Origin of the sequence: uncultured Idiomarina sp., assembly GCF_964010655.1 — a bacterium.
Lineage (GTDB): Bacteria > Pseudomonadota > Gammaproteobacteria > Enterobacterales > Alteromonadaceae > Idiomarina > Idiomarina baltica.
Map to the genome: position 1 here is coordinate 49,382 of NZ_CAXGLS010000003.1, position 12,517 is coordinate 61,898.

The window sequence follows — 12,517 nt, forward strand, 5'->3', positions numbered from 1 at the left end:
ATTGTTAACTCCTTTGAACTTGTTCAATGCCGGGTAATTGGCGTAAATGCTGAATGATCTTTTGCAACGCCTGATTATTTTTAACCGCTAACTTCAGCCAAATGGTCGCCGACTGCGACTGCGCATCTGACTCACTATCCATTTGTAATACCGCTGCTTTTTCGTTGGCCAGAACACTGGTGATATCGTGCAATAAGCCATTTCTATCCAACGCTGAAATACGAACCGACGCGCGATACTCTTTCTGCGTGCGAGCAGACCAAGACACTTCAATGCCCCGTTCAGGATGTTGCGAGAGCAGATGCTGTAATTGATCGCAGTCTTGCCGATGAACCGAAACACCGCGCCCTTGGGTTATAAACCCACGGATTGGTTCGCCGGGTATCGGTTGGCAGCAGCGCGCAAACTGCATCATTAAGTTACCAATCCCTTCGATGGTCACTTCGGAGGTACCACCGACGGGCTTACTTGACTGTGCGGTGCGCTTTTTAATCCGTGCGAGCTGCTGCTCTTCCGTCGGTGCCGGCTTAATAAAGTTGACCACTTGATGAAGTCTAATATCGCCTGCGCCAATAGCGGCTAGCAGATCATCTAACTGGCTCACATTAAAGCGTTCAAGCGCTTTAGTGGCAGCATTTAAACTCAAACCGTGCTTGCTTAGCTCTTGCTCGAGCAGTTCTTTACCGGCTTGTAAATTCTTATCGCGATCCTGCTTTTTAAAGTAAGTATGTACTTTACTGCGCGCGCGTGAAGAATGCAGATAGCCCATTTGCGGATTTAACCAATCACGACGTGGTTGCGCACTTTTCTGAGTCAGTATTTCAACTTTGTCACCGTTTTGCAGTTGGTAGGTGAAAGGTACGATGCGGCCATCAATTTTCGCGCCGACACAGCGGTGACCGACCTGACTATGGATATAATAGGCAAAATCCAAGGGTGTAGAGCCTGCGGGAAGGTCAATGACCTCACCTTTCGGCGTGAACACATAGACCCGATCTTCAAATACCTGGGAACGTATCTCTTCGACTAACGAGTCGCTCCCAGCCATATCTTCATGCCAAGCCAGTAGCTTACGCAGCCATGCGATCTTTTCTTCGAAACCATGCCGTTTACCTGCTTGCGCGCCTTCCTTATACATCCAGTGCGCGGCAACTCCGAGTTCTGCATCATCGTGCATTTCATGGCTACGAATTTGAATTTCGACATTTTTGTTGTCGGGGCCGACCACCACCGTATGGATCGATTGGTAGCCATTCGGCTTTGGCGTTGCCACATAATCATCAAATTCTGAGGATAAATGGCGCCAACGTGAGTGCACAACGCCTAAAGCGGCGTAACAGTCTTTCAACGAATGCGTCAAAATTCGTACAGCGCGAATATCAAATAACTGCTCGAAGCTAAGATGCTTTTTCTGCATTTTGCGCCAAATCGAAAAAATGTGCTTGGGACGACCGTAAACGTCAGCGATGATGCCCTGCTCCTGCAACGAATGTTGCAAGTCCTCGACAAAGTCATGGATATAACTTTCTCGATCTAAACGCCGCTCATCGAGCTGCTGTGCGATGCTTTTGTAGGTTTTGGGATGCAGGTAGCGAAAGGCGATATCTTCCAATTCCCATTTGAGCTGTCCAATACCCAAACGATTGGCTAATGGCGCGTATATTTCTGCGCACTCCTTAGCCGCTAATACGCGTGTCTCCTCATCCGCATTTTTTACCTCGCGCAGAAAGCAGATGCGCTCGGCAAGCTTAATAAGCACCGCGCGAACATCTTCAACCATAGACAACAGCATGCGCCGCACGTTATCGATTTGCGCGCCATCAGGTTGGCCATGTTGAAAGGACTGCAACTCGGAAATATTCTGCATTTGCTGGACATTGCTCAGTAATACTTGCAACGAACGTTCGATCGGCAAGTCGTCAATATCTAGCATCACCTTATCGACCAGCGGCGCGTACAATGCTGCAAGCAACGACTCAGTATCAACATTGAGTGGAGCCAAAATCTCCACCATCTCTTTGCCTTTGAGTAAGGCATCAGCGTGGTCCGAATAGCGCTTGGCGAGCATGTTCGCGGTTTCTTCCAGTGTGCTGACATCTTTGACACTGACTAACCAGTGTTGTGCCGCGTCCTGATACTGCGGATCATCAACATGTGTACTGCGAACATGGACCATGACTTTATACTACCTTTTTGAAGCTCACCATTGTTTCAATGTGATGCGTTTGTACAAACATGTCAACTAAACTGATATGCGCAATCTCATAGCCGTTATCCAATAACCAACGACTATCGCGCGCCAGTGTATCCGGTGAGCAAGAAACGTACACAATTTGCACAGGTTGTTTATCTGCTTCGAGTTGTGCGATGCCCTGACAGACCTTTTCGGCACCGGCCCGTGCCGGATCAAGAAGAACACGTTGAAAGCCCTTTTTGAGTAAACGACTCACTTGATCAGTGCTGAGGTCAAAAGTCTGCGCGTGAACATTACTGAGATCTGCAGCCGCCGCGTTAGCAGCCAATTGCGTGGTCATTGCTGATACCCCTTCCACGGCAGTCACCGATTTTGCTCGCCGTGCCAGCGGCAAAGTAAAGTTGCCAATGCCCGCGAACAGATCAAGAATTTCATCCTCGGCTTGTGGTGCCAACCAATTCAGTGCCTGCTTGACCATTTGCTGATTAACTTTCGCATTCACCTGTATAAAGTTTCCAGGCATGAATACCAGTCGATCGCAATCAATGGTCTCATCGAAGCAGACTACGTCCTCCGCCAATGAAGTAATTTGCTGACCATCATCGAGCCAAAGCGTACACTGACTGTGACTCGAAAAGGCTCTGAGGCACTTTTCTTGCTCCGAACTTAAAGACTGCGTGATACGCAGACACAGGTGTACATCGCGCGCTTTGATCAACTCGATATGACCCAACTTAGGACCTATTTGAGCTTCGTAAAGTACTGACCGAAGATCATCAAGCACACGATTAAGAGCGCTATCTAAAACCGCGCATTGCGGAATATCAACAATATGTTTGCTTGAGCGCGCCCGAAAACCTAACCGCATCGGCTCTGCTGTGTTGCGTTGATAAATCGCCAAGCGTGCCTTTCGACGATATTGCCAATCGTCGGCGGTTAACGTTTCATGCCAAGGTAACTGGTCTCGCACACCTGCCATTTTAGCGAACAATTCAGTGACTACCTGCTGTTTATGACGCCGCTGGTGTGTCTCATTAATATGCTGTAAATCGCATCCACCACAGTCTTCATAGTAGGGGCATGGCGCCTGACGCCTCTCCTCGGAAGCGTTTTGGCGTGCAAGCAATTCGGTATTTTGTTGTCCGGTCACCTTAAATTGAGCCGTCTCGCCCGGTAGCACTTGTGGAACAAAATAAACCCGGTTTTTGCCCTGCTTTGATAACCTAACCACACCGCGTCCCTGATGGTCGAGCGCATCTGCAGTACCTGTTAATACATAATTCGATGTGGATTTTTTGCGGCCTTTGGGCTTAAAAAACTGCGCCATTGTTTAACTACTCGTTTCTAAAATCACTGTCGCGATAGCAAACCCACTATCATCACTAATGCTCAAGTGTGCATGGGCGATGCCGTATTGCTCACACCATTGCAGAGCTCGCTGATAAAACACCCACTCGGGTCGCCCTAGCGCATCATTGCGGACTTCCATATGTTGAAATGAAAGCCCTTGCGCAATGCCCGTACCAAATGCTTTGGCACACGCCTCCTTTGCTGCAAATCGTTTGGCTAAGTAATCTGCTGGGGCACGGTGTTGCGACCAAATATCTTGTTCATATTCGGTTAATACGCGTTTTACCAGACCATTGCCGCGCGCCAGCGATGTCTCCACTCGCGCAACAGCAATCATATCAGTGCCCATGCCAAATATTGCCATTAGCGAGCTCGCTCAAGAATTGCTTTCATGTCGCGCACAGCGCGATCGAGACCCACCAATACAGCGCGCGCAATAATTGAGTGGCCAATGTTTAACTCAACTACCTGCGGAATTTGCGCGATTTCAAGTGTATTGTGATAGTGCAGTCCATGACCCACATTGACCTGCAAGCCCTGTTTATCTGCATAAGTTGCGGCTTCTTTTAATAACTGAAACTCGTGTTCACGTTGCGCATGCGTTTCCGCCTCCGCGTATGCACCCGTATGTAATTCAACAATAGGCGCACCACACGCTTTTGCTGCATCAATTTGCGCATGGTTAGGGTCGATAAATAACGAGACTAAAATGCCGGCATCGGCAAGCTGCTTAACAGCTGCGGCTATACGTTGTTGTTGGCCCACGACATCCAACCCGCCCTCGGTTGTGAGCTCTTCGCGTTTCTCTGGAACTAAACAACTGTAAGTCGGCTGTGTATCAATCGCGATACCGATCATTTCGTCGGTGCACGCCATCTCTAAGTTCATAGGCACATTAAGCGTCTGCCGTAACATGGCTACATCGCGATCGGTGATGTGACGACGATCTTCGCGCAGGTGTATGGTAATTCCATCAGCCCCCGCTTGCTCGGCAATGGCTGCCGCAGTCACCGGATCGGGGTAGCTAACACCACGCGCGTTACGTACGGTGGCGACGTGATCAATATTGACACCTAAACGGATATTCTTCATCGTTTCTCCTAACGTTTAAACAAGGCGCGCGCACGTAACGGTTTATCGCCGATAAATGGCGCTAACGCATGACGCATAATACGTTTTAAATTGTATCGTTGCGACTCGGTGAGTGGATCATTGAGCCAATCGCTTTGCCCCAATGCAATGGCTTCATCGCGGCTGATAGTGACACAATCGCTATCGTGATAATCCACGCTAAATCCGCTGTAACTACGAAAATAAAGTGTTTCGGGGAGTTCATTACGTTGCTCCAGTTGCGGCCACTCAAATACACTGCCAAGTTCATCCAGCAGCTGCCATTCAAACCAACGTAATGTTGTTTCGATAGGTTGTTTGTCAGCGAGGCGCTGTAATAGTTGGGGGTAACATTCGAATAAACTTGGTACCGCAACGTGCTGCGGTAGCACGCGCTGTAATAATTCGTTGATATAAAAACCACTATAGAGAAAGTCACTACGGAGTTCGTAGTTGTGGGACATCGCCTCAGCGTGAGTCAGCGTTTTTAACTCACCGCGCCCACCCCATTGCACGTTAAGGGGAATAAAAGGTTGTAACACACCTTTCCAACTTGAGGTTTTACGCTTAGCACCTTTGGCCAACAAGCGAACACGACCATCCTCCAGACTAAAGCAGTCTACAAGGAGGCTGGTCTCTTGGTAATCCCAGCGATGTAACACAAACGCTGGTTGCATCGTTCGCTAGTCCTCTCGATAACCTAAACTCTTCAACGCGCGCTCGTCATCTGACCAACCTGACTTCACTTTCACCCAGAGCTTCAATAACACTTTGTTATTCAACAAACGTTCAAGATCTTTACGCGCCTCGGTGCCAATTGTTTTTAACTTTTGGCCCTTCTCACCGATGACCATACGCTTTTGCGCCTCGCGTTCGACCAAGATCAGGGCATGGATATGATGTGTGCCGCGTTCCGACTGCCCGAACTGTTCTATTTCAACGGTCGTTTCGTAAGGCAATTCTTCACCCGTAAACCGCATCAATTTTTCGCGAATAATTTCGGCGGTCATAAAGCGTACCGAGCGATCGGTTACATAGTCCGCTGGGTAAAAGTGATAGCCGCTTTGCAAAAAGCCTTTCACGATATCGCGCAAGGGTTCTAGGTTATCGCCGGTTTTTGCTGAGACGGGAATAATCTCTTTTACGCTGAGCTGTTGGCTCAACCATTGTAGGTGTGGCAGCAACTTATTCTTGTCTTTAATTTGATCGACTTTATTAACGACCAGTACAATCGGTGTTTCAGTCTTTTTCAGCTTTTCCAAAACCATGACATCATCGTCATTCCAGCGCGTATTTTCGACCACAAATAAAATCAAATCGACGTCTTTGAGCGCTGATGATGCGGTTTGATTCATTACACGGTTAATCGCCCGAGGTTCTTCTAGGTGCATCCCTGGCGTATCAACATAAACCGTTTGATAATCACCCTCGGTATCTACACCTAAAATGCGGTGACGCGTTGTTTGCGGTTTACTCGAGGTAATACTGACTTTTTGACCCAAGATGCGATTAAGCATAGTCGACTTACCAACATTGGGTCGGCCAACAATGGCGACAAAGCCGCACTGTTTATTTTCATCAATTTGCCCAGCGCCACCTAAGGCATTGTTGAGCATATCATCTAAATTCATCAAGATACCTGTAACTGTTCTAATGCGGACGTCGCCGCGGCTTGCTCAGCTTTTCTACGGCTGGTTCCCGTGCCTAACAGAGGTTCTGGGAGTCCTTCAATGGTGCAGGTCACGGTAAACTGCTGATTGTGCGCCTGTCCCTGCGTTGCCACTACATCATACTTAGGCAAAGGACGTTGACGTGCCTGCAGCCATTCCTGTAAGCGCGTTTTCGGATCTTTCTGGCTGGCACCTGGCTTGATAGTTTCTAATTGTTCCTCAAACCATCCCAACACGACTTGCTTGACCGTATCCATATCACTATCAAGGAAAATCGCGCCGATGATGGCTTCCATCGCATCAGCTAAAATAGATTCACGACGATAACCGCCACTTTTTAACTCGCCTTGACCAAGCGACAAATAGTCACCTAAACCTTTTTTCTTACCCAATCGCGCGAGCGACCGCCCACAAACAATGGCGGCACGCATACGACTCAAGTCGCCTTCTGCGACTTTCGGAAACCGACTAAATAACGCCTCGGCGATAACCACGCCAAGGATCGAGTCGCCTAAAAATTCAAGCCGCTCGTTATGATTTGCATGGGCGCTACGGTGTGTTAGCGCCTGCTTTAATAGACTTTGACGCTCAAATCGGTAGCCAATTATTTGTTCTAACTGAGTTAACGGTGGTTTTGGTAAACTCACTCAATACTCCCTAAACGCTCAAACCTTATTCCTGTAGGCACCCATTGCGGCAAAATACTCTCGCTGCTGCGATCCATTTCAAAACTCATCCACATAAATACCGCTTTACCTACCAAGTTCTCTTCGGGCACAAAGCCCCAATAGCGACTGTCCTCAGAGTTATCTCGATTGTCGCCCATAGCAAAGTAATGCCCCTCTGGCACCACGAACTCAGTAGGCTGTGTACCTGCTTGCTTAAAGTAATAAGGCACCCGCGGACTCACGCGTGAATCCAACAAGATCTGGTGCGTCACCGATCCCATATGTGCCTCATACGTTGTTAACGCGCTCCCTCCAGAATAATACACGGGCGCATCATCAACCATAACATTTTCTACACGAATGGCGTTGCAGTTTTCGTCGCCTTTGCACTTCGGCTCAATATAGAGGCTCTTATCACGATAAATAATGCGATCGCCGGGTAGGCCAATAATACGCTTTATATAATCAATACTCGGTTCAAGAGGATATTTGAACACCGCAATATCGCCGCGTTCGGGTTTACCCGTTTCGACGATTTCCTTTTGAAATAAGGGGTCATGCAAGCCATAGGCGTATTTCTCTACCAGAATGAAGTCACCTTTCAACAAGGTGGGCATCATCGAGCCGGAGGGTATTTGGAATGGTTCATACAAAAACGTACGCACCACTAAAATGATCGCGAGAATAGGAAAGACCGACTGGCCAAACTCAGTTACCGAATTCTGCGGCTCCCCTGCCGCCCGCTTCTTCTTCAACACCAGTGCATCAAATAACCACAAAGCACCGGCAATTAACGTCACCACGGTTAGGATAATCGAAAAATAGTTGGCCATCAGCCTGTTTCCCTTTTTGTTTTCTCTTTAGCGCTACTTGCCTACTTTTAACACAGCTAAAAACGCTTCCTGCGGCACTTCTACGTTGCCGAGGTTCTTCATGCGCTTTTTGCCTTCTTTTTGTTTCTGTAATAATTTTTTCTTACGGCTAATATCACCGCCATAGCATTTTGCAGTGACGTTTTTACGTAACTGTTTAACTGTCGAACGCGCAATAACATGCGTCCCGATCGTCGCCTGGATCGCGATATCAAACTGCTGACGAGGAATCAATTCGCGCATTTTATCAACTAGCATGCGGCCACGTGATTCGGCATGATCACGATGTACTATCAACGCCAACGCATCGACACGGTCACCGTTAATCAGAATATCAACACGCACCATATCCGCTGCTTGGAACTTCTTAAAGTGATAATCCAATGACGCATAACCACGGCTGGTCGACTTAAGGCGATCGAAAAAGTCCATCACCACTTCTGCCATCGGCATTTCGTAGGTCACGGCGACCTGCTTGCCATGATAATTCATCGCCGTTTGCAAACCACGCTTTTCAACGCATAAAGTAATGACGTTACCGACAAACTCCTGCGGCACTAAAATATTGGCTTCAACAATCGGCTCAAAAATCGTCTCGATATCATTAACGGGCGGTAAGTTGACCGGGTTGTCGACTTTTACAATATCACCCGACTTGGTTTCTACTTCGTAAACAACGGTCGGTGCGGTAGTAATCAAATCGATATCGTATTCACGTTCGAGTCGTTCTTGGATAATTTCCATATGCAACATACCCAAGAAACCACAGCGAAAGCCAAATCCTAACGCAGCGGAGTTCTCTGGCTCGTAGAATAACGACGCGTCATTTAACGATAACTTACCCAGTGCATCACGGAAGGCTTCATAATCATCGGAGCTGATTGGGAACATTCCCGCATAAACCTGCGGTTTCACTTTTTTAAAGCCCGGAACCGGCGATTTTGCTGGGTTACGCGTGGTGGTCAAGGTATCACCGACAGGAGCACCCAAGATATCTTTAATACCGGCAATTACGAACCCAACTTCACCCGTGTGAAGCACACCCGTTTCATGAGGTTTGGGATTGAAAAAGCCGACTTTATCAATTTGATGAGACTGCCCTGTCGACATGACGGTCATTTTATCGCCAGCACGTAATGTACCGTTTTTAACACGCACTAAAGACACAACGCCTTGATAGTTATCAAACCACGAGTCGATAATCAGCGCTTGTAACGCGTCATCTTCATTGCCTTGGGGAGGAGGAATTTGTTTAACAATGCGCTCTAGCACTTCTTCAATGCCAATACCGGTTTTTGCCGAACATTGCACCGCATCAACGGCTTCGATGCCCACGATATCCTCAATCTCTTGAGCTACGCCCATTGCATCGGCCTGTGGCAAGTCGATTTTGTTGAGTACAGGAACCACTTCGAGGTCCATATCAATAGCGGTATAGCAGTTCGCCAATGTTTGCGCCTCTACACCCTGTGCCGCGTCAACCACCAACAATGCACCCTCACACCCGGCCAGCGAACGTGACACTTCATAAGAAAAGTCGACGTGTCCTGGCGTATCAATGAAGTTTAACTGATAGGTCTCACCATCTTTTGCCGTGTAATGCAAAGTAACACTTTGCGCTTTAATCGTAATACCACGCTCACGTTCCAAGTCCATCGAATCAAGTACTTGTTCCGCCATTTCGCGATCAGTTAGACCACCACAGTGTTGTATGAGTCGATCGGATAATGTCGACTTACCATGGTCAATATGCGCAATAATAGAAAAGTTTCTGATATTACTTTGCTTAAACGCCTTGTCCGGCATTGATACACCTCTACAAAAATCAGCGAGCTACTGTGGCTCGAAGCGAATTCAAAACTCGCCTGATCATACCGATGTTAGCGGCAAGACTAAAGATATTTATCGGTTTTCACAGGCTAGGCTGCGCGGGTGTGCTCACGACGAGCAACTGATTTACGCGCACATCACGAAGGCGGAACCACAAACGTAAAGCTAAAAAGCTCAAAGCAAAACCTGCAAATGAGAGCAGAATCGTGTAGCCCTCAGAGATCGAGGTGAAGGATGTTAACACGCTGGCAAGCAACAATAAGGTGAGAACGGGCAATCCGTAAAGTAACAACGCGAAACGAGTCACTTGTTGTTCAGGAATCGACAACTCGACGTATTCACCTACCGTCACTGGAGACTGAGTTTTTACAACAAATGTTGAGTGTCGATCGGAGAACACTTTACTCAAAATACCTGCACCACACGTTGTATTCTGTTCGCACCCCGAACACGCACTCTTTAGCTGCGTCGAGACTGTTACTTTTTCACCATCAACCGCAACCACCTGCGCCAGTTCTTTCATTACTTATTGCACCTCTGCAACAATGCGTTTTGCTGTTTGAATGGGTATTTGCCCCACGACCGTAATTATCACATCATTGCGTGGCTCAGTATAGAGGTTTTGGCTTCCGACAACGCTCATAGCACCAGTTTGCTCGGCATCGCGAGGCGCAATATAAACCGAATACTCTGTCAGCCCATCGGTGTACAGATAATGATCGACAGGCGTATTATCAACAGCGAGTTGATGATGTTTCTGCTCGACGAGCTTAAATCCCTCTGGGTGCCATAATGGTCGAAGACTGCGCTGCATTTGTTGACTATTTGTCGTTACTTGAATCAAAGGAGGCATCGACAACCGCTTCAACTCCTCAAGCAGAGGGCTAGGATCCTGTCGTAAAGCTAAGCTTGTCATCTGTACCTGTTCGACGGGAATACCGTCTTCGTTGATCATCATCACTTTAAGCGGCATGCCTGAGTCGCGATCCACCCAGACCGAGAAACCAAAGCGATTATCATGTTTGCTGATCAGTCGAATGTGTTGCGCTTTTCTGTCGAGTACACGTGCGCCGCCCACAGCAACTACGCGATAATAACTCTGAATTTTTTCAAACTTTTCGCTAAAGGCAGGTGGGATCAGGTGATTAATTGAATTAGCGCGTAATGAGTAATCTCTCGCTGCTGGATGAAAATGAGAAACCTTATCGCCAATACGCAGCGCCCTAAAGCCAGGACCGTTCATTTGTACGATCAGCTCCAACTGTTCACCATTCGGCTCAACGGCGTGTAGCCAATGATAAGGTTCGATACGCTCGCCTAGCACGTAAACCAAAGAGGCTTCAAAGTTTTGTTCATTAAGCGCTGTCGACATAAAGTCGTACCAACGCTCGCCATCGCTTTGTGCGACTTGTTCTGCCTCTTGTTGTGCAAACGCTGGCGAAGCTGAAAGCAACACCAGCGTCAACGATACAAGCCAAACACCCGGTTTCATATCCATTCCTCAATTACTGCGGAGATTGCGGGTCCTGTTGATTGTTTGTCTCAGTAGTCTCTTCATTGTTAGCCGCTTCACTACTCAACATCATCAACTGTTGTTGATGATCAATCATATAAGATTGCGCTTGCCGACGCATGGACTGTTCGATCGCCTTTTGCGCTGAAGCAGACGGTGCAGCATTTGGACTGAAGCTGACCGGCTCTCGTGCTCCCATCGGATTAGTCAGAATCGATGGTTGTTCAACACCCGACGCATCCATCGGCGTTTGATACGTTTGTACCGTTACTAGCGCGACCGCTGCCACACCCGCGGCTACCGCAACTTTCGCTAACGGGTTAAACCAGCGCAATGCAGCTTTGCGGGCTGCCGCCGAACGCGACGAAGTGTGCGCTTGCACCACGTTATCGGAGTCTACCGCATTATTAGCAGATGGCATTGCATCGACTTCTGCTGCTACGGCAGCACTGATATCCAACGGACCGTTGTGATTAAGCTCGCCTTTCATGGCGCTCCTAATTACACCGTACCGATACCATCTATCGCTTTGCTCTGCATCTTCCAACTGCGCATCAAAGTCAGCTTGATAAAGCACATCAAGCTCGCTATCAAACAATGACGACCATGACTCATGGCGGTCCATTGCTGACTCCGAATTGTCGTTGGACAAATGGGCTTTAGACATAAAGATTCCTCTATCAATTACCGTTCTAGCAACGGTCTTAATTGGCTGTCAATGGCCTCTCGCGCCCTGAAGATACGCGAGCGTACGGTACCTATCGGGCAGTCCATTTCGACAGCGATTTCCTCGTACCCTAAGCCTTCAATCTCTCGTAAAGTGATAGCCCGCTTAAGGTCTTCTGGTAATTCATCTATGGCACGCAACACAACGGTTTGAATTTCATCCGTTAATAACTGATGCTCAGGACTCCCGGCATCCTTTAGTGCTCCGCTTCCTTCATAATACTCAGCATCTTCTGCATCAACATCCGATGCAGGCGGCTTGCGCCCTTGTGAAACCAAATGATTTTTCGCCGTGTTCACCGCGATTCTATAAAGCCAAGTGTAAAATGCGCTCTCACCTCTAAATTTAGGTAGGGCACGATAGGCCTTTATAAACGCTTCTTGCGCCACATCAGCTACATCGCCTTGTTGTTTCACATAACGAGAGATCAAGCTCATGACTTTATGTTGGTATTTTTTTACCAACAAGTCGAATGCGCGGTTATCACCTTTTTGTACACGTTCGACCAGCTGTTGGTCCGTCATTTGTTCGCTCATCCGAGCCTTGTCTCCCTTGCTAATCACTACATAGCACTGGCGGCTCA

13 protein-coding genes are annotated in these 12,517 nt (G+C 48.0%); all 13 read right to left on the minus strand.

Translation table 11 applies throughout. From position 1 onward, the window contains the following. Positions 1–4: 4 nt before the first annotated feature. The 13 genes from relA to rpoE all read right to left on the minus strand — a co-directional run bounded on the left by relA (position 5) and on the right by rpoE (position 12,470). Complete coding sequence (gene relA / locus ABNS04_RS01660) at positions 5–2,176, minus strand: GTP diphosphokinase (RefSeq protein WP_272978069.1); 2,172 nt, start codon at positions 2,174–2,176, stop codon at positions 5–7. A gap of 4 nt (positions 2,177–2,180) precedes the next feature. Continuing rightward, positions 2,181–3,521 (minus strand): 23S rRNA (uracil(1939)-C(5))-methyltransferase RlmD, encoded by a 1,341-nt coding sequence (rlmD, locus tag ABNS04_RS01665; protein WP_272978070.1) that lies wholly within the window; start codon positions 3,519–3,521, stop codon positions 2,181–2,183. 3 nt (positions 3,522–3,524) lie between these two features. Further along, a complete protein-coding gene (gene acpS / locus ABNS04_RS01670; protein ID WP_006956070.1) occupies positions 3,525–3,908 on the minus strand; it encodes a holo-ACP synthase in 384 nt (127 codons plus the stop codon). After that, entirely contained in the window at positions 3,908–4,636 is a 729-nt protein-coding gene (gene pdxJ, locus ABNS04_RS01675) for a pyridoxine 5'-phosphate synthase (RefSeq protein WP_006956071.1), read from the minus strand. The genes acpS and pdxJ overlap by 1 nt, the downstream gene beginning before the upstream one ends. Before the next feature lie 8 nt (positions 4,637–4,644). Next, positions 4,645–5,331: a DNA repair protein RecO gene (gene recO / locus ABNS04_RS01680; RefSeq protein ID WP_006956072.1), complete on the minus strand. Its 687-nt coding sequence runs from the start codon at positions 5,329–5,331 to the stop codon at positions 4,645–4,647. Between the two features lie 6 nt (positions 5,332–5,337). Then, complete coding sequence (gene era / locus ABNS04_RS01685; RefSeq protein ID WP_116287558.1) at positions 5,338–6,270, minus strand: GTPase Era; 933 nt, start codon at positions 6,268–6,270, stop codon at positions 5,338–5,340. Positions 6,271–6,284: 14 nt separating this feature from the next. Further along, positions 6,285–6,971: a ribonuclease III gene (gene rnc / locus ABNS04_RS01690; RefSeq protein ID WP_272978071.1), complete on the minus strand. Its 687-nt coding sequence runs from the start codon at positions 6,969–6,971 to the stop codon at positions 6,285–6,287. After that, complete coding sequence (lepB, locus tag ABNS04_RS01695; protein ID WP_006956075.1) at positions 6,968–7,825, minus strand: signal peptidase I; 858 nt, start codon at positions 7,823–7,825, stop codon at positions 6,968–6,970. The genes rnc and lepB overlap by 4 nt, the downstream gene beginning before the upstream one ends. 33 nt (positions 7,826–7,858) lie before the next feature. Beyond that, entirely contained in the window at positions 7,859–9,670 is a 1,812-nt protein-coding gene (gene lepA / locus ABNS04_RS01700) for a translation elongation factor 4 (RefSeq protein ID WP_006956076.1), read from the minus strand. 106 nt (positions 9,671–9,776) lie between these two features. After that, a complete protein-coding gene (locus ABNS04_RS01705) occupies positions 9,777–10,217 on the minus strand; it encodes a SoxR reducing system RseC family protein (RefSeq protein WP_006956077.1) in 441 nt (146 codons plus the stop codon). A gap of 3 nt (positions 10,218–10,220) precedes the next feature. Continuing rightward, a complete protein-coding gene (locus ABNS04_RS01710; protein WP_272978073.1) occupies positions 10,221–11,186 on the minus strand; it encodes a MucB/RseB C-terminal domain-containing protein in 966 nt (321 codons plus the stop codon). A 13-nt stretch (positions 11,187–11,199) separates the two neighbouring features. Then, the gene (locus tag ABNS04_RS01715) at positions 11,200–11,874 is read right to left on the minus strand and encodes a sigma-E factor negative regulatory protein (RefSeq protein WP_272978074.1); all 675 of its coding nucleotides are present in this window, start codon (positions 11,872–11,874) and stop codon (positions 11,200–11,202) included. A gap of 17 nt (positions 11,875–11,891) precedes the next feature. Beyond that, positions 11,892–12,470, minus strand: coding sequence for an RNA polymerase sigma factor RpoE (gene rpoE, locus ABNS04_RS01720; RefSeq protein WP_006956080.1), 579 nt, complete (start codon positions 12,468–12,470; stop codon positions 11,892–11,894). Positions 12,471–12,517 lie beyond the last annotated feature (47 nt).

Excerpts from the sequence above, each read along its gene's own strand:
- relA (WP_272978069.1), bottom strand. The coding sequence starts at position 2,176 with ATGGTCCATGTTCGCAGTACACATGTTGATGATCCGCAGTATCAGGAC.
- rlmD (WP_272978070.1), bottom strand. The coding sequence starts at position 3,521 with ATGGCGCAGTTTTTTAAGCCCAAAGGCCGCAAAAAATCCACATCGAAT.
- acpS (WP_006956070.1), bottom strand. The coding sequence starts at position 3,908 with ATGGCAATATTTGGCATGGGCACTGATATGATTGCTGTTGCGCGAGTG.
- pdxJ (WP_006956071.1), bottom strand. The coding sequence starts at position 4,636 with ATGAAGAATATCCGTTTAGGTGTCAATATTGATCACGTCGCCACCGTA.
- recO (WP_006956072.1), bottom strand. The coding sequence starts at position 5,331 with ATGCAACCAGCGTTTGTGTTACATCGCTGGGATTACCAAGAGACCAGC.
- era (WP_116287558.1), bottom strand. The coding sequence starts at position 6,270 with ATGCTCAACAATGCCTTAGGTGGCGCTGGGCAAATTGATGAAAATAAA.
- lepB (WP_006956075.1), bottom strand. The coding sequence starts at position 7,825 with ATGGCCAACTATTTTTCGATTATCCTAACCGTGGTGACGTTAATTGCC.
- lepA (WP_006956076.1), bottom strand. The coding sequence starts at position 9,670 with ATGCCGGACAAGGCGTTTAAGCAAAGTAATATCAGAAACTTTTCTATT.
- ABNS04_RS01705 (WP_006956077.1), bottom strand. The coding sequence starts at position 10,217 with ATGAAAGAACTGGCGCAGGTGGTTGCGGTTGATGGTGAAAAAGTAACA.
- ABNS04_RS01710 (WP_272978073.1), bottom strand. The coding sequence starts at position 11,186 with ATGAAACCGGGTGTTTGGCTTGTATCGTTGACGCTGGTGTTGCTTTCA.
- ABNS04_RS01715 (WP_272978074.1), bottom strand. The coding sequence starts at position 11,874 with ATGTCTAAAGCCCATTTGTCCAACGACAATTCGGAGTCAGCAATGGAC.
- rpoE (WP_006956080.1), bottom strand. The coding sequence starts at position 12,470 with ATGAGCGAACAAATGACGGACCAACAGCTGGTCGAACGTGTACAAAAA.